This window comes from Pantoea sp. RIT413, from assembly GCF_003057675.2.
GTDB lineage: Bacteria > Pseudomonadota > Gammaproteobacteria > Enterobacterales > Enterobacteriaceae > Pantoea > Pantoea eucrina.
In genome coordinates this window covers 104779-123850 of record NZ_QBJB02000009.1, presented here as the reverse complement: position 1 = coordinate 123850, position 19072 = coordinate 104779, and the positions used below count along the sequence as shown (strand labels likewise).

At 58.4% G+C, this 19072-nt stretch carries 16 protein-coding genes; 12 read left to right on the top strand and 4 right to left on the bottom strand.

The window, feature by feature from the left end; all coding sequences use genetic code 11:
• Window positions 1–170: 170 nt before the first annotated feature.
• Complete coding sequence (gene galR, locus DBY66_RS12905; protein ID WP_039379986.1) at window positions 171–1172, bottom strand: HTH-type transcriptional regulator GalR; 1002 nt, start codon at window positions 1170–1172, stop codon at window positions 171–173.
• 194 nt (window positions 1173–1366) lie between these two features.
• Between galR and DBY66_RS12900 the strand changes: the two genes are divergently transcribed.
• From DBY66_RS12900 to lplT, 4 genes are all read left to right on the top strand, one after another.
• Window positions 1367–3640: a molybdopterin guanine dinucleotide-containing S/N-oxide reductase gene (locus DBY66_RS12900; RefSeq protein ID WP_108569644.1), complete on the top strand. Its 2274-nt coding sequence runs from the start codon at window positions 1367–1369 to the stop codon at window positions 3638–3640.
• A gap of 274 nt (window positions 3641–3914) precedes the next feature.
• Window positions 3915–5645, top strand: a complete 1731-nt coding sequence (locus tag DBY66_RS12895; RefSeq protein ID WP_071668559.1) for a penicillin-binding transpeptidase domain-containing protein — start codon at window positions 3915–3917, stop codon at window positions 5643–5645.
• Between the two features lie 346 nt (window positions 5646–5991).
• A complete protein-coding gene (gene aas / locus DBY66_RS12890) occupies window positions 5992–8142 on the top strand; it encodes a bifunctional acyl-ACP--phospholipid O-acyltransferase/long-chain-fatty-acid--ACP ligase (RefSeq protein ID WP_108569643.1) in 2151 nt (716 codons plus the stop codon).
• Window positions 8139–9338 carry a lysophospholipid transporter LplT gene (gene lplT, locus DBY66_RS12885; RefSeq protein ID WP_104085481.1) on the top strand — a complete coding sequence of 400 codons (1200 nt, stop codon included), beginning with the start codon at window positions 8139–8141 and terminating at the stop codon, window positions 9336–9338. The genes aas and lplT overlap by 4 nt, the downstream gene beginning before the upstream one ends.
• A gap of 221 nt (window positions 9339–9559) precedes the next feature.
• Here the strand turns inward: lplT and DBY66_RS12880 are convergent, their stop codons facing one another.
• The 3 genes from DBY66_RS12880 to mutH form a co-directional block, all read right to left on the bottom strand.
• Entirely contained in the window at window positions 9560–10600 is a 1041-nt protein-coding gene (locus DBY66_RS12880) for an NADP(H)-dependent aldo-keto reductase (protein ID WP_039379975.1), read from the bottom strand.
• 143 nt (window positions 10601–10743) lie between these two features.
• Window positions 10744–10962: a YgdI/YgdR family lipoprotein gene (locus tag DBY66_RS12875; protein ID WP_039379973.1), complete on the bottom strand. Its 219-nt coding sequence runs from the start codon at window positions 10960–10962 to the stop codon at window positions 10744–10746.
• Window positions 10963–11189: 227 nt separating this feature from the next.
• Window positions 11190–11876, bottom strand: a complete 687-nt coding sequence (gene mutH, locus DBY66_RS12870; protein WP_039379971.1) for a DNA mismatch repair endonuclease MutH — start codon at window positions 11874–11876, stop codon at window positions 11190–11192.
• Window positions 11877–12561: 685 nt separating this feature from the next.
• Between mutH and rppH the strand changes: the two genes are divergently transcribed.
• From rppH to DBY66_RS12830, 8 genes are all read left to right on the top strand, one after another.
• Window positions 12562–13092 carry an RNA pyrophosphohydrolase gene (rppH, locus tag DBY66_RS12865; protein ID WP_039379969.1) on the top strand — a complete coding sequence of 177 codons (531 nt, stop codon included), beginning with the start codon at window positions 12562–12564 and terminating at the stop codon, window positions 13090–13092.
• Window positions 13093–13104: 12 nt separating this feature from the next.
• Window positions 13105–15351 carry a phosphoenolpyruvate--protein phosphotransferase gene (ptsP, locus tag DBY66_RS12860; protein WP_039379967.1) on the top strand — a complete coding sequence of 749 codons (2247 nt, stop codon included), beginning with the start codon at window positions 13105–13107 and terminating at the stop codon, window positions 15349–15351.
• A 112-nt stretch (window positions 15352–15463) separates the two neighbouring features.
• Entirely contained in the window at window positions 15464–16345 is an 882-nt protein-coding gene (gene lgt, locus DBY66_RS12855; protein WP_039379964.1) for a prolipoprotein diacylglyceryl transferase, read from the top strand.
• Window positions 16342–17136 (top strand): thymidylate synthase, encoded by a 795-nt coding sequence (gene thyA, locus DBY66_RS12850; RefSeq protein ID WP_039379962.1) that lies wholly within the window; start codon window positions 16342–16344, stop codon window positions 17134–17136. Before lgt ends, thyA begins: the two co-directional genes overlap by 4 nt.
• 190 nt (window positions 17137–17326) lie before the next feature.
• Entirely contained in the window at window positions 17327–17797 is a 471-nt protein-coding gene (locus DBY66_RS12845) for a prepilin-type N-terminal cleavage/methylation domain-containing protein (RefSeq protein ID WP_108569642.1), read from the top strand.
• Window positions 17788–18327 (top strand): prepilin peptidase-dependent protein, encoded by a 540-nt coding sequence (locus DBY66_RS12840; protein ID WP_039379955.1) that lies wholly within the window; start codon window positions 17788–17790, stop codon window positions 18325–18327. Before DBY66_RS12845 ends, DBY66_RS12840 begins: the two co-directional genes overlap by 10 nt.
• Window positions 18324–18752: a DUF2509 family protein gene (locus tag DBY66_RS12835; protein ID WP_108569641.1), complete on the top strand. Its 429-nt coding sequence runs from the start codon at window positions 18324–18326 to the stop codon at window positions 18750–18752. The genes DBY66_RS12840 and DBY66_RS12835 overlap by 4 nt, the downstream gene beginning before the upstream one ends.
• A gap of 22 nt (window positions 18753–18774) precedes the next feature.
• Complete coding sequence (locus DBY66_RS12830; RefSeq protein ID WP_108569640.1) at window positions 18775–19071, top strand: prepilin-type N-terminal cleavage/methylation domain-containing protein; 297 nt, start codon at window positions 18775–18777, stop codon at window positions 19069–19071.
• Window position 19072 lies beyond the last annotated feature (1 nt).

The following is a 19072-nucleotide window of genomic DNA, read 5'->3' as shown; positions in this document are numbered from 1 at the left end:
TGCGCAAGCGCCGCTGAAACTGCCAGAAGCCTGGCGGGCGGAACCCCTCCGGCGTCACGCGCTGCCGCAACCAGCCCCGCGCTGCTCAGCGCTCAGCTCTGCTCAGCGTCCAGCCCTGCGCTGCTTAGCGCCCAGCCCCGCGCTGCTTAGCGCGCTGTACAGCGCATCACTTATCCAGGCCCACCCACTGAGTGACGCCGCACCAGCGTCGGACTGAACATATTAGTGACTTCAGGCAGCTCGCTGCCGTGCGCCAGCGCCAGCGCCAGCTGTGCCGCCTGCTGCGCCATAGTGACAATAGGATAGCGCACGGTAGTAAGGCGCGGACGCACGTAACGTGACACCAGCACATCATCAAACCCGATCAGTGACATCTCCTCTGGTACGCGGATGCCGTTATCACTTAGCACCGCCAGCGCGCCAGCAGCCATCGAGTCGTTATAGCAGGCGACGGCCGTCAGAGACTTGCCGCGGCCCAGCAGCTCCGTCATCGCCTGCTCACCGCCTGTTTCATCAGGCTCACCCCAGGCCACCAGGCGGTCGTTACAGGGCAGGCCGTGTTCCCGCAGCGCATCGTAATAGCCCTGCAGGCGATCCTCTGCATCAGAAATGGTGTGCGTGGAGCAGATAAAAGCGATGTGCGTATGGCCCTGCTGAATAAGATGCCGGGTGGCGAGCCAGGCGCCATAGCGATCGTCAAGCGCAATACAGCGTGACTCAAAGCCCGGGATCAGCCGGTTCAGCAGCACCATACCCGGCACCTGACGCATCAGCATCTCCAGATCGTCTGCCGGGATTTTCTTGGCATGCACCACCAGCGCCGCGCAGCGATGGCGCATCAGCTGCTCAATCGCCTGCCGCTCTTTTTGTTCATTATGGTAACCGTTACCAATCAGCAGAAAGTTGCCGGTCTCGCCTGCCACTTCATCCACCGCTTTTACCATCGCGCCAAAAAAAGGGTCGGATACATCACCCACCACCAGCCCCAGCGTTTCAGTAGATTGCTGTGCCAGCGCGCGCGCATTGGCGTTAGGGTGATACTGCAGCTGCTCCATCGCCTGGGTTACCGCGAGGCGTGAACCTTCGCTGGCTTTGGGAGAGTTATTGATAACACGGGAAACGGTCGCAACCGACACCCCGGCCATACGGGCAACATCCTTTATGGTAGCCATGCAATTATCGACATCCAGGGAAAACGTTTACACATCGCATCAGTGTTACGGAAAAGCCCCTGGGCCGCAAGCGATCAGAATGCCAGCGTTGTCGCAAAAGCGCGGAAAATCAGCCGCTCACAGGCAGGCTTCTGGCGGAGTGCAGCCTCATGCTATGCTGCCGCGCATTCTCTGTTTATCTGCCGGACACTCTCATGAAAACACGCGTGCCGCACCTGGCGCACTGGGGCGCTTTTACCGCCGTGACGGAAGATGGTCGCCTGACAGGCTGCGAACCTTTCTTTGCCGATACCGATCCTTCACCGATGATCCACACCATCCCCGAGCTGGTTTACTCCGACAGGCGTATCCGCCAGCCAATGGTGCGCCGCTCGTGGCTGAAATCGCACGAGAACAGCGATCGCACCCTGCGCGGGCGTGAAGACTTTGTGCCGGTCAGCTGGGATACCGCGCTCGATCTGGTCGCAGAAGAGAACCGCCGCGTACGCGAGCGCTACGGGGCAGCCGGCATCTTTACCGGCTCTTACGGCTGGTCCTCGGCCGGACGGGTGAACCATGCGCGGACGCTGGTGCGGCGTTTCTATTTTCAGGGCGGCGGCGGGGTCGATCAGCAGGGCAACTACAGCTGGGGCGCCGCCCAGTTCTTCCTGCCCTATGTGATTGGCACTTACATGCCGCTGACCGGGCGCGTAACCGACTGGCCGCAGGTGGTGGAGCATGCGGAGATTTTTGTCGCCTTTGGTGGCCTGGCGTTGAAAAATGCGCAGGTCGCGTCCGGCGGAGCGGGGCAGCACAGCCTGAAGCCGGCGCTGGAGCAGCTGCGCGCCAGGGGCACTCCGGTAATCAACATCAGCCCGCAGCGCGATGACTGTCCGGCGTGGCTAAACGCCGAATGGATCCCGATTCGCCCCAATACCGATGTCGCGCTGATGCTGGCGCTGGGCTATGAGATCCTGCGCAACGGCGCCACTGACGACACCTTCCTCGCTACGCACTGCACCGGCTGGCCGCAGCTGCGCGCTTACCTGCTGGGCGAAAGCGACGGCGTGGCAAAAACCGCAGCCTGGGCGAGCGCCATTACCGCTATTCCGGCCGCACGTATCGCACAGCTGGCACAGCAGCTGGCGGGCAGGCGCAGCTTTATGACCAGCGCTTACTCCGTGCAGCGCGCCCACCGCGGTGAGCAGCCTTACTGGATGATGATTGCGCTCTCCTGCATGCTGGGTCAGCCGGGCCTGCCGGGCGCAGGCTTCTCATTCGGGCATGGCTCAATGAACAGCGTAGGCAATCCGCGTCAGGAGGGACCGGCGCCGATGATGAGCACCGGGCCTAATCCGGCCAATCTGGCGATTCCGGTAGCGCGCATCAGCGACATGCTGCTGCAGCCAGGCGAACCTTACGACTTCTGCGGTGAGACGCTGCACTATCCTGATATCCATCTGGTGCACTGGGCGGGCGGTAATCCGTTTCATCATCACCAGCAGCTTAACCGGCTGGTCGCCGGCTGGCAGCGACCCGATACGGTGATTGTGCAGGATATTGTCTGGACGCCTGCGGCGCAGATGGCGGACATTGTGCTGCCGGTGACAACCACGCTGGAGCGCAACGATATTGGCGGATCGTCGCGCGATCGCTTTGTGCTGGCGATGCACCAGGCAGTCAGGCCACAGCATCAGGCACGCAACGACTTCGATATTTTTGCCGATATCGCCGATCGCCTCGGTTATCGTGAGCGCTTTACGGAAGGGCGCAATGAGATGCAGTGGATTGAGCATCTTTATCAGCAGTGCGCACAGGCACATGCGCGGCGCGGTATCGCTTTCCCGGCCTTCAGTGAGTTCTGGGAGCGCGGGTTTGTGGAGATCCCCGAGGGCGGGAAACCCTATATCTTTATGGAGGAGTTTCGCGCCGATCCGCAGGCGCATCCCATCGCCACCGCCAGCGGCAAAATTGAGCTCTTTTGCCAGACCATTGCGGACTATCAGCTGGATGACTTCGCGGGTCATCCCACCTGGTGTGAGCCGCAGGAGTGGCTGGGTGCGCCGCTGAGCAGCGACTATCCGCTGCATATGATCTCAGTGCAGCCTGCCGACCGGCTGCACAGCCAGCTGGATGCAACCCCTGCCGTTCAGGCCAATAAAACTGCCGGGCATGAGACGCTGTCGATGCATCCGCAGGATGCCGCGCAGCGCGGCATTGCCGACGGGGAGGTGGTTGAGGTAAGCAATGCGCGCGGCCGTATGCTGGCCGGCGTGCGCCTGACCGACGGCGTCGCGCCGGGCGTACTGATTATCGCGACCGGTGCATGGTTCGATCCCGGCTTTGGCGGCACGTGGCAGCCGTGGGATCGCGCCGGCAACCCGAACGTACTGACGCTGGATATCGGGACCTCTTCCCTGACGCAGGGACCGAACGCCATGAGCTGCCTGGTCGAAGTCAGAAAACATCACGGTTGCACAAACCACTAACAATCTCACCGCTGGTTACATTTTGCGGGCAACTGTTGCGTTTAAGCAGGTGCAGGGCTGTCAGCTGGCTTGCTACAGTCAGAGTCCCAGAGGTATTGATGGGTGAACATCAAAACGTTTTCTTGATTACACCAACCTGCGCAGATGCGCAGGTTTTTTTTGTCAGTCATCTCTGCAAATAACTGAAACACAGTTTTCCTGTCAACTTGCCAGGCCTTTCTTTATAACAGCCGATAACCAGTCTGGATAACGACTCTCACCGCAGCGGAATGCTATGCCTCCGATTAAAAAATTTCTGGGTAAAGACCAGATTAAAGCCCCGTTTAACCCGTTTCGTTTTCGTCTGATCTGTCTGGGCGTGCTGACCTGTATGGGACTGCTGCTCGCCCGCGTCGGCGATCTGCAGCTGATCAACCATCCGATGCTGGAGCATGAAGCGGATCAGCGCTCGCTGCGCACCGTTACGCTGCCCACGAATCGCGGCACGCTGCTGGATCGCGACGGCCAGGCGCTGGCGCTGAGCGTACCGTCGCGCGACATCATTGCCGATCCTAAACGGGTGCTGGAGGCGAATCCCGACTTCAGCAGTGCAAAGTGGGGCTATCTGGCGGCGGCGCTCAGCATGCGGCCGGAAGATCTGCAGGCGCAGATTACGGCTAACCCGAAAAAGCGGTTTCTCTATCTGGGACGTAAGATTGAGCTGGGGATCGCCAAAGATATCGCCAAACTGCACCTGAAAGGGATCAGCTCGGTCTATAACGACAGCCGGTTTTATCCGATGAGTGAAGCGGCTGCGCCGCTGATTGGCATTGTGGGAGCTGACAGCAACGGGCTTAACGGGCTGGAGAAAGGGTTTGATCGGGTGCTGCAGGGCGAGCCAGGCAAAGAGGTCTATCGCCAGGATGGCGAGGGCAATATCATTTCGATGATCGATTATGAGCCGCCGAAGCAGCCGCCCACGGTGCAGCTCAGCATCGACAAGTTTGATCAGTTTACCCTCTACAGCAGGCTGCGCGACGGCGTGCTGCTGAACAAAGCGGACTCCGGCGCCGCGGTGCTGGTGAAGATCGATACCGGTGAAATTCTGGCAATGGCATCGTATCCCTCATTCAACCCGAATAATTTCGACAAGGCGACACCCGCGCAGATGCGTAACGTCGCCATCAATGACAGCTTTGAACCCGGCTCAACGGTCAAACCGCTGGTAGTGATGGAGGGTCTGGAGCGCCATCTGGTGAGGCCTGACTCGGTGATTGATACCACCCCCTACAGCGTCAATGGCCATCTTATCCGCGACGTCGGCCACTGGCCGCGTCTCACCATGACCGGCATTTTGCAAAAATCGAGTGATATCGGCGTATCGCATATTGCGCTGGCGATGCCGGCGGAAGCGCTGGTCAACACCTATCAGGCATTTGGTCTCGGCAAGCCTACCGGACTGGGATTAACCGGTGAGAGCGTGGGCTACTTTCCGCTGCATCGCGAGCGCTGGGCGGACATTGAACGTGCAACCTTCTCCTTTGGTTACGGCCTGCGCGTGACGCCGCTGCAGATTGCGCGCGAATATGCCACGCTGGGCTCGTTTGGCGTTTATCGTCCGCTGTCGATAACCAAAGTCACGCCACCGGTGCTGGGCAAACAGGTAGCCAATCCGCAGATTGTACAGACCGTGGTGCATATGCTGGAGAGTGACGTGCTGCCGGGCGGCACCGGTATCAAGGCTGCGGTACCAGGTTATCGCCTGGCGACCAAAACCGGTACCGCAGAGAAGATGGGCAGCAGCGGCAAATATGATGGCGGTTACGTGAACTATACCGCCGGGATCGCGCCAGCCAGCCATCCGGAGGTGGCGCTGGTAGTGATGATCAACCATCCGACCGCGGGCGATCACTTCGGCGGCTCGGTGGCCGCGCCCATCTTCGGCAATATTATGGGACCGGTGCTGAAGCACATGAACATTGCGCCGGATGCGCTTTACAGCAAGCCACCGTCAGATAAATCCTAGCTAAATCAAAATGTAACCAGCAGGATGCGCTGTTCATACCTGGTTGCATTTCGCTGAATACGGTTGCGTTTAGCCGCTGTTATTTCGCAGGCTGCTGCGCGACGATAGCGATCCCAGAGGTATGATTGGTGTGAAGATCGGCTGCTGCGGCAGCGATACCTGCACTGCAGGTATAACCCTGTTCGGTTGCACCGACCCACGCAGACGCGTGGGTTTTTTTTATCTTTTTTTTGCGGCCCCGCATCGCTGTTTGTCAGGGACTCCGCTTTAATTCTGCTCTGTACTTGTCGCCGCCCGGCAAATCCTGCAAGGTAATTACCATTTTTGACCTTGCTAAGGAGCTGGCATGCTATTTACCCTTTTGCGCACTCTCTGTCGCCTGCTATGGCGCGTGGAGCTGCGCGGCGATCTTACGGCGCTGCATAAAGAGAAAGTGCTGATCGCGCCTAATCATATGTCCTTTCTGGATGGCGTGCTGGTGGGGCTGTTTTTACCGATCAGGCCGGTATTTGCGGTCTATTCTGCTATCAGCACCCGCTGGTATATGCGCCTGCTGAAACCGATTATCGACTTTGTCCCGCTCGATCCCACTAAGCCGATGTCGATCAAACATCTGGTTCGCATGATTAACACCGGCCGCCCGGTGGTGATTTTCCCGGAAGGTCGTATCACCGTGACCGGGTCGCTGATGAAGATCTACAGCGGTGCCGGCTTTGTGGCGGCGAAATCGGGCGCGACGGTGGTGCCGATGCGCATTGAGGGAGCGGAGTACACGCCGTTTGGCCGTCTTGGCGGGGTATTTAAGCGTCGCCTGTTTCCCCGGATTACGCTGAGCGTGCTGCCAGCGACCCATATTCCGATGCCGGAGGCGAAACGCGCCCGCGACCGGCGCGTGCTGGCAGGTGAACACCTGCACCATATTATGATGGAAGCGCGCATGGCGGTGCGCCCGCGCGAAACGCTCTACGAAGCTTTTCTCAGCGCGCGTACCCGCTACGGACTGACCAAAGCCTGTATTGAAGATGTGAATTTTCAGCCGGACAGCTACACCGGGCTGCTGAAAAAGGCGCTCGGGGTGGGACGTATTCTTGAGCGCTACAGCCGGCAGGGAGAATATATTGGTCTGCTGCTGCCTAATGCTACCGTGACTGCTGCAGCGATCCTCGGTGCATCTATGCGCGGGCGCGTCCCGGCCATGCTCAACTATACGGCTGGCGTCAGCGGCATGCGTGCCGCCCTGACCGCCTCGCAGGTAAAAACCGTGTTTACCTCACGCCAGTTTCTGGAAAAAGGCAACCTGTGGCATCTGCCGCAGGGGCTGACTGAAGTCGAATGGATTTACCTCGAAGATCTTAAAGAGACGGTAACGCTGCAGGATAAGCTATGGATCCTTGGCCATCTGCTGCTGCCGCGCCGGGCACAGCTGGCGCAGCAGCCGGAAGAGGCGGCGATGGTGCTGTTTACCTCTGGTTCGGAAGGCCATCCTAAAGGGGTGGTGCATTCTCATAAGAGCCTGCTGGCTAACGTGGAGCAGATCCGCACCGTGGCCGACTTTACGCCGCGCGATCGCTTTATGTCAGCGCTGCCGCTGTTTCACGCCTTCGGCCTGACGGTGGGCCTCTTCACGCCGCTGCTCACCGGGGCGCAGGTTTTCCTCTATCCCAGTCCGCTGCACTATCGCATCGTGCCGGAGCTGGTTTATGACCGCAACTGCACCGTTCTGTTCGGTACGTCAACGTTTCTGGGTAACTACGCGCGCTTCGCCAGCCCCTATGATTTTGCCCGTTTGCGCTACGTGGTAGCCGGTGCGGAGAAGCTGCAGGAAGGCACGCGCCAGCTCTATATGGAGAAATACGGTATTCGTATTCTTGAGGGCTATGGCGTCACCGAGTGCGCGCCGGTTGTGGCGATCAACGTGCCGATGGCTGCCCGCACGCATACCGTTGGCCGTCTGCTGCCCGGCATGGATTCCCGTCTGATTTCAGTGCCGGGCATTGAGCAGGGTGGCCGGCTGCAGCTGCGCGGCCCGAATATCATGAATGGCTATCTGCGTGTTGACGCGCCCGGCGTGCTGGAACCGCCCGTGGCGGACAACGGCGAAGGTGTGATGGAGGCGGGCTGGTATGATACCGGTGATATTGTCAGTTTCGATGAAGGCGGTTTTTGTCAGATTCAGGGCCGGGCGAAGCGCTTTGCCAAGATAGCCGGTGAGATGGTGTCGCTGGAGAGCGTTGAACAGATTGCGCTGAAAGCCTCCGGTGAAAAACAGCATGCCGCCTCGCTGCGTCCGGACGGTAATCGCGGCGAAGCGCTGGTGCTGTTTACCACCGACAGCGAGCTGACGCGCGAGCAGCTGCTGCAGGCGGCGCGTGAAACCGGTGCGCCAGAGCTGGCGGTGCCGCGCGATATCCGCGTCATGAAACAGCTGCCGATGCTCGGCAGCGGTAAGCCAGACTACGTCAGCCTGAAGCAGCTGGCGGAAGAGGAGAGAGCATGAGCCAGCATGGGGAGGCCCGCGCTCCGCTGCTGTCGCGCGGTATGATTGCCGTGATCGTGGCGCAGTTTTTTTCCGCTTTTGGTGATAACGCGCTGCTGTTTGCCACGCTGGCAGTGCTGAAAAATCAGTTCTACCCCGACTGGAGCCAGCCGGTCCTGCAGATGCTGTTTGTCGCCACCTATATTCTGCTGGCGCCGTTTGTCGGGCAGATGGCCGACAGCTTCGCCAAAGGACGGGTGATGATGCTGGCGAATAGTCTGAAGCTGCTGGGTGCGCTGACCATCTGTTTCGGCTTTAATCCGTTTCTCGGCTATACGCTGGTGGGCATCGGCGCGGCCGCTTACTCGCCGGCGAAGTATGGCATTCTGACGGAAATCACCAGCGGTGAACGTCTGGTGAAAGCCAACGGGCTGATGGAGGCATCGACCATCGCGGCCATTCTGCTCGGTTCGGTAGCGGGCGGGATACTGGCGGACTGGCATCTGCTGATGGCGCTGGCCGCCTGTGCGCTGACCTACGCGCTGGCGGTCGTCGCCAATCTCTTCATTCCCCGCCTCAGCGCGGCGCGTCCCGGTCAGAGCTGGCATGCGCTCAGGATGCTGCGCAGCTTCAGCGGTGCAGCACGCCAGCTGTGGCATAACGGCGAGACGCGTTTTTCCCTGCTGGGTACCAGTCTGTTCTGGGGAGCAGGGGTCACACTGCGTTTCCTGCTGGTGCTCTGGGTGCCGGTGGCCTTAGGCATTACCGATAACAAAACGCCCACCACCCTCAACGCCATGGTAGCGATAGGAATTGTACTGGGCGCGGCGGCGGCGGCTAAGCTGGTGACGCTGCAGACGGTGCGGCGCTGTATGCCGGCAGGGGTGCTGATAGGAGTGATGGTGGTGCTGTTTTCGCTGCAAACCACGCTGCTGAACGCTTATCTCCTGCTGATGGCGATCGGCGCCCTGGGCGGTTTTTTTGTGGTGCCGCTCAACGCACTGCTGCAGGAGCGCGGTAAGGCGAGCGTGGGTTCAGGTAATGCAATTGCCGTGCAGAACCTCGGCGAGAATAGCGCCATGCTGCTGATGCTGGGTCTCTATACCCTGGCGATTAAGCTCGGTGCCCCGGCGATTGCCACCGGCACAGGCTTTGGCATAGCATTTGCCGCCGCAATCGCGCTGCTGTGGTGGAAATCGCGTCCCGTATCCCCGTAGGGGCCGCATTTATGCGGCCCTGGTGCATTCAAAGGGCGTCATTAATGACGCCCCTGCGAATTCCCATCGCATGATTCAACATTCCCGTAGGGGTCGCATTTATGCGACCCTGGCGTATGTATCGATGCACCTGCGTTTATACGATTTCACCGCAATCAAAAAGGGCGTCATTAATGACGCCCTTGCGTTAATCTCCGCCGTATTCATATAACCCTGAAAAATTACGGTGCGGGATAGGTATACTGCCGGTGGATGGTTTCCAGCGCTTCCAGCACATCGGCGTTCAGCGTCAGATTAAAACTCTCCACATTCGTTTTCAGCTGCTCCAGCGTGGTCGCGCCCAGCAGGGTACTGGCAACGAACGGCTGCTGGCGCACATAGGCGAGGGCCATTTGCGATGGATCCAGATTATGCTGCTTTGCCAGGTCGACATAGGCGGCGATCGCCTGTTGCGACTGCTCACTGCTGTAACGGGTAAAGCGGCTGAACAGCGTGTTGCGGGCGCCAGCGGGCTTCGCGCCATTCAGGTACTTGCCGCTCAGAGTACCAAATGCGAGGCTTGAGTAAGCCAGCAGCTCCACGCCTTCATGCTGACTAATCTCGGCCAGCCCAACCTCAAAGCTACGGTTCAGCAGACTGTAAGGGTTCTGAATCGTCACAATCCGCGGCAGTTCATGTTTTTCAGCCAGCTGCAGATAGCGCATTACGCCCCAGGCGGTCTCATTCGAAACGCCAATGTAGCGGATCTTACCGGCGCGCACCTGTTCGGTCAGCGCTTCCAGCGTCTCCAGCAGGGTCACGGTCGCGGTACTTTCGCTGTACTCGTAGCCGAGCTTGCCAAAGTAGTTAGTCTGGCGCTGCGGCCAGTGCAGCTGATAAAGATCGAGGTAGTCGGTATTCAGACGCTTCAGGCTGGCATCCAGCGCCTCGCGAATGTTTTTGCGATCGAGCGCCTGATGCGGGCGGATCAGCGCGTCGCTGCCGCGAACCGGCCCGGCGACTTTGCTGGCGAGGATCACTTTATCGCGGCTGCCGCGCTTTTTCAGCCAGCTGCCAATGTATTGTTCAGTTAATCCCTGGGTTTCAGGACGCGGCGGAACCGGGTACATCTCTGCAGTATCGATCAGATTGATGCCCTGGCTCACAGCGTAATCGAGTTGTTCGTGGGCGTCGGCTTCGCTGTTTTGCTCACCAAACGTCATCGTGCCTAGCCCCAGTTGACTGACTTCCAGCGTACTATGGGGGATACGGTGATAATGCATTGCCGGCTTCCTTTTTTCATTATGAAACGGAATGTTCTGTCCTTTCGGACTATAGCCTGTCTGACACAGAGGAAGGAAGAGGGGAAACTCCGGGAAATCGCCTGCACGGAGGAAAACGCCGTGCAGGCCGGGTAATCTGGCACTTAACGTTCAATGATGGTGGAAACTTCATCACCGTTGATCTGCATAACGTGACCCTGCCGATCGGTGTACTCAACCAGGCCGGTCTCTTTATCGATCGAGGGCTTGCCCTCGGTCATAATCATCTGGCCATCTTTTGTTGCCATCACATAGTCACTACTGCAACCGCTCAGCACTGACGCTGCCAGCAGTAAACCCGCTACACCCGCTAACCCTTTCATTATCCGCTCCCTGAGCTGCTCCAACTGCAAAAGTGTAGTAATAAATGCTTTTACCTGACGAAGTAATCGCATGATTCTTAAAAAAGCGAGAGATAGCGTGCATTAGCTTGACAAGCAGGCACGTTTCCTGCTGGTTGCTCAGCACACTGAAGAGTGTAACGTTAGCTGGCGGACGCTGGCAAAACCAGACGTCGGAAAATGTGCGGTATAAGAGAGCGTGTAGTGAATTACAGTAAAAAATGGCGCGCCAGCAGCGCAGCCGTAAAGTGCTTTTTAAGATAGAAGCCGCGCGGCAGCGTCATAATGCGTTCACCATGCTCACCTACGGCTTCCGTCAGCGCCCGGTTGTTGGCTGCTTTGGGACGGATTTGCAGCCAGGCGCCGTGGCGGGCGGTAATACGCTCGACCTGCCCCAGCACAATCATATCCATCAGCTCCTCCCAGTCGGCGCGCAGCTGCTGCTCCTCTTCTGCGTCTGGCTGCCAGAGCAGGGGCGTACCCACCCGACGCTCAGCCAGTGGGATCGTGCGCTCGCCCTCAACCGGGATCCACAATACCCGCGCCAGCTTATGGCGCACATGGCTTGACGCCCAGGTCACGCCGCTGTTACCCGTCAGCGGCGCCACACAGACAAAGGTGGTCTCCAGTGGCCTGCCCTGAGCATCAACCGGAATGGTTTTAAGCTCGATACCCAAATGCGCAAAATCCTGCTCCGCTTTACTGCCGGCGCTGGCACCCAGGTGCAGCTCCAGCAGCATGCCGACCCAGCCTTTATCGCGTTTAAGATTATCAGGTACCGGCAGGTTAAGCCGGGCTGCCAGGGTTTCCAGCCGCTCTCCGGCCAGCTGATGCGCACGCTGCAGCAACTCTTCTTCACTTATCGGGGAACCGGGCAAAGGATCGTGAAATGTCATGATCAATATCTGAGTTGGTTAAAAAATAATCAGTTTGCGGGCGGGCAGGTTGTCCACATCGCCTCTTTCTGAATGGGCGTCATAATAGCATGATTCACACTGCTTTTTTGAATGACTGCAGCAGCAGGTACGGTTCAGAGAGACAGTTTATCCCGATTTGTCCGCCACAATAAACAGGATATCAGTGTAAGTTATCCACAGATAAATGGGATAAGCCCGTCCTGAGCCGATCCCTGTTTCTATTTACAGGGCCTGCTGAACCGCAATGCGCGATTTTTTTGCATCATCTGACCAGGTTTAGGGCATTCCTTGTGGATAAAAACAACGGAGGTTGTTTTTTAATCACACGTCTCTCTTTGTCTGACCCGCGCTAAAAAAAGCCTTTCGGACTGACACCATTTTTTTAATTAAGCTATTAATTATAATCATATATTTATCAGGATAAGAATCCTCTGTTTTGCGCTGGCGTTAAACTGTCTGCAGTTAATTACCGCGTTCTGCACAAAGCTATCCACAGAAAAAGTGCATAAGATCGCACAACAGGCAGGGTAACTGTTTATAAGTTAAGTCATCTCTGTGGGTTAACTCTTTTTTATTCTGCGGAGGTCCGGCTTATCCAGTGGTTTACCGCCTGTAAGGAGTGTGAAACAATCAGACCATTCAAATTAAGCTTTGAGGTAGTCCAGTGATCGATGATGATGGCTACCGCCCGAATGTTGGTATCGTAATCTGCAACAGGCAGGGGCAAGTGTTATGGGCCAGGCGCTTTGGACAGCACTCCTGGCAGTTTCCTCAGGGAGGCATCAATCCGGGTGAAACCGCAGAGCAGGCGATGTATCGCGAACTGTTCGAAGAAGTGGGTTTACACCGCAAAGATGTTCGAATACTTGCTTCAACCCGTAACTGGTTACGTTACAAGTTGCCTAAACGTTTGGTGCGTTGGGATACAAAGCCGGTCTGTATCGGCCAGAAACAGAAGTGGTTTCTTCTGCAGTTGATGTGTAATGACGCGGATATCAATGTGCAACACAGCAGCACACCCGAGTTTGATGGCTGGCGCTGGGTGAGCTTCTGGTATCCGGTACGTCAGGTGGTCTCCTTCAAGCGCGATGTTTACCGGCGCGTCATGAAAGAGTTTGCTGGCGTGGTAATGTCGATGCAGGAGAGTGTGGGGCAGCGCAATAACCCTGTTGCCCACCGTCGTAAAAGAGGATAGGCCACGCCCCTTATGCTCACTCAGTTGCGCGAAATAGTAGAAAAAGTGGCGGGTGCACCGCGTCTGAATGAAGCACTCGACATTCTGGTTAACGAAATCTGCCTGGCGATGGAGACCGAGGTCTGCTCGGTTTACCTCGCCGATCACGATCGACACTGCTACTACCTGATGGCGACCCGCGGTCTGAAAAAACCGCGCGGCCGTACGATCGCACTGGCGTTTGATGAAGGCATTGTCGGCCTGGTTGGCCGGCTTGCTGAACCCATTAACCTGGCCGATGCGCAGAGTCACCCCAGCTTTAAATATATTCCTGCCGTAAAAGAAGAGCGTTATCGCTCTTTCCTGGGTGTACCTATTATCAGTCGTCGCCAGCTACTGGGCGTGCTGGTGGTGCAGCAGCGCGAACACCGTCAGTTTGATGAGAGTGAAGAGTCATTTCTGGTGACGCTCGCCACGCAAATGGCGGGGCTGCTCTCACAGTCACAGCTCGGCCAGCTATTTGGCCAGTTCCGGCAAACCCGTGTTAAAGCGATTGCCGCCTCTCCGGGCGTGGCGGTGGCGATCGGCTGGGTGGATGAAACACAGCCGCTGCTGGATCAGGTTTCTGCCGCATCAACCCTTGATCCCCAGCGCGAGCGCGAGCGGCTGGTGGTGGCGATGGGGGAAGCGGGCAATGAATTCCGCCGTTTCAGTAAACGCTTTGCGGCCGGCGTGCAGAAAGAGAGCGCCGCAATCTTCGATCTCTACTCGCATCTGCTGACCGATGCGCGGCTGAAAAAAGATCTGTTTGCGGAGATCGAGCGCGGATCGGTGGCTGAGTGGGCGGTGAAAACCGTGATCGAAAAGTTTGCGGCGCAGTTTGCCAGCCTGCAGGATCACTATCTGCGCGAACGGGCTGGCGATCTGCGGGTGCTGGGGCAGCGGCTGCTGTTTCATCTTGATGATACGCTGGTGGGAACCAACGCCTGGCCGGAGCGCTTTGTGCTGGTGGCCGATGAGCTGACGGCCACGACGCTGGCCGAGCTGCCGCATGAGCGGCTGGCAGGCGTGGTCGTGCGCGACGGCGCCGCTAACTCACATGCGGCGATCCTGACGCGGGCGATGGGGATCCCGACCGTGATGGGTGCCGATATCCTGCCGGTGCAGCTCAACAAGCGGCAGCTGATCGTTGATGGCTATCGCGGGGAAGTCCTGATCGATCCTGAGCCGGTGCTGGTACAGGAGTATCAGCGTTTGATCAGCGAAGAGAACGCGCTGAGCAAAATGGCGGAAGGCGTGGTGGATCAGCCCGGTGAGTTGAAAAGCGGGGAGCGGGTGCAGGTCATGCTCAATGCCGGTCTTAGCCCGGAGCATGAGCAGGCGCTGGACAGCTGGGTCGATGGCATCGGCCTTTATCGTACTGAGATCCCGTTTATGCTGCAAAGCGGCTTCCCGTCAGAAGAGGAGCAGGTGGCGCAGTACCAGGGCATGCTGCAGCTGTTTTACGATAAGCCGGTCACGCTGCGCACGCTGGACGTCGGCGCGGACAAACAGCTGCCCTATATGCCAATCAGCGAAGAGAATCCGTGTCTTGGCTGGCGCGGTATTCGCCTGACGCTCGATCAGCCGGAGATCTTCCTGGTCCAGGTGCGGGCCATGCTGCGCGCTAACGTCGCCTCCGGAAACCTCAATATTCTGCTGCCGATGATCAGCCATATTGATGAGATCGATGACGCGCGCCGGCTGATCGATCGCGCCGGACGTGAAGTGGAGGAGGTACTGGGCTATCCCATTCCCCGCCCGCGTATCGGCGTTATGATCGAAGTGCCCTCAATGCTGTTTATGATCCCGCATCTGGCCAGCCGCGTTGATTTTATCTCGGTCGGCACCAACGATCTGACGCAGTATCTGCTGGCGGTGGATCGCAACAACACCCGGGTCGCAAACCTCTACGATCCGCTGCATCCCGCCATGCTGCGCGCGCTGCATACCATTGCGCGTGAAGCCCGGGAAGCCAAACTTGAGCTCTGCCTGTGTGGTGAAATGGCGGGCGATCCCATGTGTGTCGCGCTGCTGGTCGGGCTTGGCTATCATCATCTCAGCATGAACGGCAAAAATATTCCGCGGGTGAAGTACCTGTTGCGACATCTGGATCGGGAGGAAGTACAGAAGCTAAGCCAGCAGGGCATTGCAGCGCATACCGCTTCGGAAGTGCGTCATCTGGTTGCGGCATTTATGGAGCGTCGCGGTCTGGGTGGACTGATTCGCGGCGGTCGTTAACGGTTTACATTTCTGCGGAAACTGTGAAAAGCGGCTGTGCTATGATGCGCAGCCTTTTATTGTCTGGCCCTTTAGCCACGCCCGCGTTGGGCAGAAAAATCGATGGTGAATAATGAATAACGGCTACATTTCATTTCCCCAATTCGATCCGGTGATCTTCTCAATCGGACCGATTTCGCTTCACTGGTACGGCCTGATGTATCTGGTGGGCTTTGTTTTTGCCATGTGGCTTGCGGTGCGCCGCGCCAACAAGCCCGGTAGCGGCTGGACGAAAGACGAAGTGGAAAACCTGCTTTATGCCGGATTCCTCGGCGTCTTTCTCGGTGGTCGTATCGGCTATGTGCTGTTTTACAATCTGCCGCTGTTTCTGGAAAACCCGCTCTACCTGTTCAAGGTCTGGGATGGCGGCATGTCCTTCCACGGTGGCCTTATCGGCGTGATTGTGGTCATGCTGATTTTTGCCCGTCGCACGAAACGTACCTTCTTCCAGGTGTCTGACTTCATTGCGCCGCTGATCCCGTTTGGTCTTGGCGCGGGTCGCCTCGGTAACTTTATCAATGGCGAACTGTGGGGCCGCGTGGCGCCCGATTTTAAATTCGCGATGCTCTTTCCGGGATCGCGCAGTGAAGATCTCGCGCTGGCGGTGAATAACCCGCAGTATCAGCAGCTGCTGAATACCTATGGCGTACTGCCCCGTCACGCCTCCCAGCTCTATGAGCTGTGTCTGGAAGGCGTGGTGCTGTTTCTTATTCTCAACCTGTTTATTCGCAAACCGCGTCCAATGGGCAGTGTCTCCGGACTGTTCCTGATTGGTTACGGCGCGTTTCGCATTATTGTCGAGTTTTTCCGTCAGCCGGATGCGCAGCTGGGGCTGTTTGAAGGCGGTATCAGCATGGGGCAGATCCTCTCTGTGCCGATGATTCTGGCGGGCATTATCATGATGGTCTGGGCGTATCGTCGTCGTCCGCAGCAACAAACCCGAGAGGTAAAATGAAACAGTATCTGGAACTGATGCAGCATGTGCTGAATGAAGGCGCAGAAAAGGCCGACCGTACCGGTACCGGCACGCTTTCCATTTTTGGCCACCAGATGCGTTTCAATCTGCAGGAAGGCTTCCCGCTGGTCACCACCAAAAAAGTGCACCTGCGCTCTATCATTCACGAGCTGCTGTGGTTCCTGAAAGGGGAAACCAACATTCAGTATCTGAAAGAGAACAAGGTCACCATCTGGGATGAGTGGGCGGATGAAAACGGAGATTTAGGTCCGGTCTACGGCAAGCAGTGGCGCAGCTGGGGCAGCGCCTCTGGCGCAGAGATCGATCAGATAAGCAGAGTCATTGAGCAGCTGAAACGCGATCCGGACTCACGCCGCATTATTGTCTCAGCCTGGAATGTGGGCGAGCTGGATCAGATGGCGCTGGCTCCGTGCCACGCCTTTTTCCAGTTCTACGTCGCGAACGGCAAACTCTCCTGCCAGCTCTATCAGCGTTCGTGCGATATCTTCCTCGGCCTGCCGTTTAATATCGCCAGCTATGCGCTGCTGGTGCATATGGTCGCGCAGCAGTGCGATCTGGAAGTGGGTGATTTTGTCTGGACCGGTGGCGATACCCACCTTTACAGCAACCATCTGGAGCAGGCTTGCCTGCAGCTGACGCGCGAACCACGTCCGCTGCCGAAGCTGGTGATTAAGCGTAAGCCAGCCTCAATTTTCGACTATCAGTTCGAGGATTTTGAGGTAGAAGGCTACGATCCCCATCCTGCCATCAAGGCCCCTGTGGCAGTCTGATCTGCTCCCGATAGCACCTGAGCCCTGCCGCTGTGCAGGGCTTTTTTTTTGCCTGTCAGGCCACGTTTTTCTGACGCTGCCGCACAAAAAAATGGTTCTCTCTGTAACGGATGAAACACGTCTGTGAGCCCCTCCTGACCGCACAACTGTCACGCTTGTACCGCTGCTGCGCTGACGGCAGAGTGACGTCATGAACAGAGATAATCATCACGGATTTACCCTGCCGGAACTGCTGATCGTCATGCTCATCGCAGGCGTACTGGGCGGCGGGGTGATACAGGGGTGGCAGCACTGGCAGCAGCAGCAGCAGCTGCGCGAAAGTGTGCTGCAGCTGCAGGCGTTTTTGCTGCAGCTGCGTGCGCATGCGGGCTGGCATAATCGCGAGCTAAAGCTCTGGCTGCAGCCGGGTCAGGGGGGCTGTCTCGGTACCGGCCCCGTACCGCCTGCAGGCTGCACGACTCCCTCGCGCTGGTGGTTCACGCCACCGTATGCAGGCATACACCTCAGCGCACTGACGGGCGAACCCGGTTTTTACGGGCGCAGAGACGTAGCGCGCGCCGGTAGCGTGGAAATAACGAGCGCTGCCGGGCGCTGGCGCGCAATCATCTCTGCCCGCGCGCGTGTTCGTCTCTGCCAGCCGGAAGCAGCGACGTGCGGGTAGCTCAGGCCGGGTTCAGCCTGCTGGAAACGCTGATTGCGCTGGCGATAAGCGCCATGCTGATGCTTAGCCTGGGGCGTTTTCTGCCGCTGCTGCTGGAACAGAATCTGCGGCTGCAGCAGCGGGTACAGCTGCAGCAGGAGCTGGAGCAGATAGCCGGCATGCTGGAAAAAGCGCTGCGCCGGGCGGGCTACTGCCGGGGAACCTGCAGCGGTGCGCCACTGACGCTGGCAAACAGCGGCAGCTGTGTGCTGCTGCGCTGGGATGAGAACAGCAACGGTCGCTGGGAGGGAGCGGGGCATAGCGACAGTGATTACTACGGCTATCGTCTGCGTAGCGGGCAGCTGGAGATGCAGCGCGGCGTTGAGGCGTGTCACGGTAGCGGCTGGGAGCGCATCACCGATCCCGCATTTATGCTGCTGGAACGTTTTCAGGTCAGCCGCCAGCAGCGCTACCTGCGGCTGGAGCTGGCGGCACGTGCAGGTCAGCAGCAGGTCACGCTGGTACGCGTTATCGAAGGCATCAATCTGTGAACCAGCGGGGCAACAGTACGCTCGGCATGATCATGATGCTGCTGCTGCTGGGAGGCGTAACGCTGCATGCGACCCGCCAGCAGCTGAGCCGCAGCATGGTGCTGGTTGCCGATACGCAGCACTACTTTCAGCATCACAGCCAGGCGCAGGCGGCGCTGCGCTGGGGAGTGCAGCAGCAGTGGTCGCCGGCTGAAGGCTGGCAGTGTCAGCAGTGGACAACCGCGCAGTGGCAGAGCTGTCTGCTGCGCAGGGAGGAAGGGCATGGCTTGTTATCCGCGCGCCAGGCAGGCAGCGCACTCTGGCTCTACCGCTGGGTTGAACTTCGTGGAGCGCGCGTGCTGGCCTTGCCGCACGGCTGGATTGACTTCTGCCCGCTGGCCGCGCCGGAGGCGTGTCCGGGAGAGGCAGTTACAGCGGGGATTTAGCCTCGCCGAGGCGCTGGTGGGCATGCTGCTGCTGGCGCTGAGCATCTCGACGCTGCTGCACTATCAGCGTGCGCTGACGCTGGGGTTCAGCCAGCAGTGGCAGCAGCGACAGGCGTGGCAGGTTGCGCAGCAGGCGTTGCTGGGTCATGACACAGTGGGCTGGCACACGCAGCGCCAGCAGCAGATTCTGCCAGGTAGCTGCACGCTGGAGCGGGTGACCGTGACCGGCCCGCATCAGCGCACAGCGATGCTGGCACGGCTGAAATGTCACGAAGATGACCAGATTAATAGGCATCTCCGCCGTTTAAGGGTAGAGTGAC

Excerpts from the sequence above, each read along its gene's own strand:
- ptsP (WP_039379967.1), top strand. The coding sequence starts at position 13,105 with ATGCTCACTCAGTTGCGCGAAATAGTAGAAAAAGTGGCGGGTGCACCG.
- DBY66_RS12875 (WP_039379973.1), bottom strand. The coding sequence starts at position 10,962 with ATGAAAGGGTTAGCGGGTGTAGCGGGTTTACTGCTGGCAGCGTCAGTG.
- lgt (WP_039379964.1), top strand. The coding sequence starts at position 15,464 with ATGAATAACGGCTACATTTCATTTCCCCAATTCGATCCGGTGATCTTC.
- DBY66_RS12900 (WP_108569644.1), top strand. The coding sequence starts at position 1,367 with ATGAAAACACGCGTGCCGCACCTGGCGCACTGGGGCGCTTTTACCGCC.
- lplT (WP_104085481.1), top strand. The coding sequence starts at position 8,139 with ATGAGCCAGCATGGGGAGGCCCGCGCTCCGCTGCTGTCGCGCGGTATG.
- DBY66_RS12845 (WP_108569642.1), top strand. The coding sequence starts at position 17,327 with ATGAACAGAGATAATCATCACGGATTTACCCTGCCGGAACTGCTGATC.
- aas (WP_108569643.1), top strand. The coding sequence starts at position 5,992 with ATGCTATTTACCCTTTTGCGCACTCTCTGTCGCCTGCTATGGCGCGTG.
- DBY66_RS12830 (WP_108569640.1), top strand. The coding sequence starts at position 18,775 with ATGCTGCTGCTGGCGCTGAGCATCTCGACGCTGCTGCACTATCAGCGT.
- galR (WP_039379986.1), bottom strand. The coding sequence starts at position 1,172 with ATGGCTACCATAAAGGATGTTGCCCGTATGGCCGGGGTGTCGGTTGCG.
- DBY66_RS12895 (WP_071668559.1), top strand. The coding sequence starts at position 3,915 with ATGCCTCCGATTAAAAAATTTCTGGGTAAAGACCAGATTAAAGCCCCG.
- DBY66_RS12880 (WP_039379975.1), bottom strand. The coding sequence starts at position 10,600 with ATGCATTATCACCGTATCCCCCATAGTACGCTGGAAGTCAGTCAACTG.
- thyA (WP_039379962.1), top strand. The coding sequence starts at position 16,342 with ATGAAACAGTATCTGGAACTGATGCAGCATGTGCTGAATGAAGGCGCA.
- mutH (WP_039379971.1), bottom strand. The coding sequence starts at position 11,876 with ATGACATTTCACGATCCTTTGCCCGGTTCCCCGATAAGTGAAGAAGAG.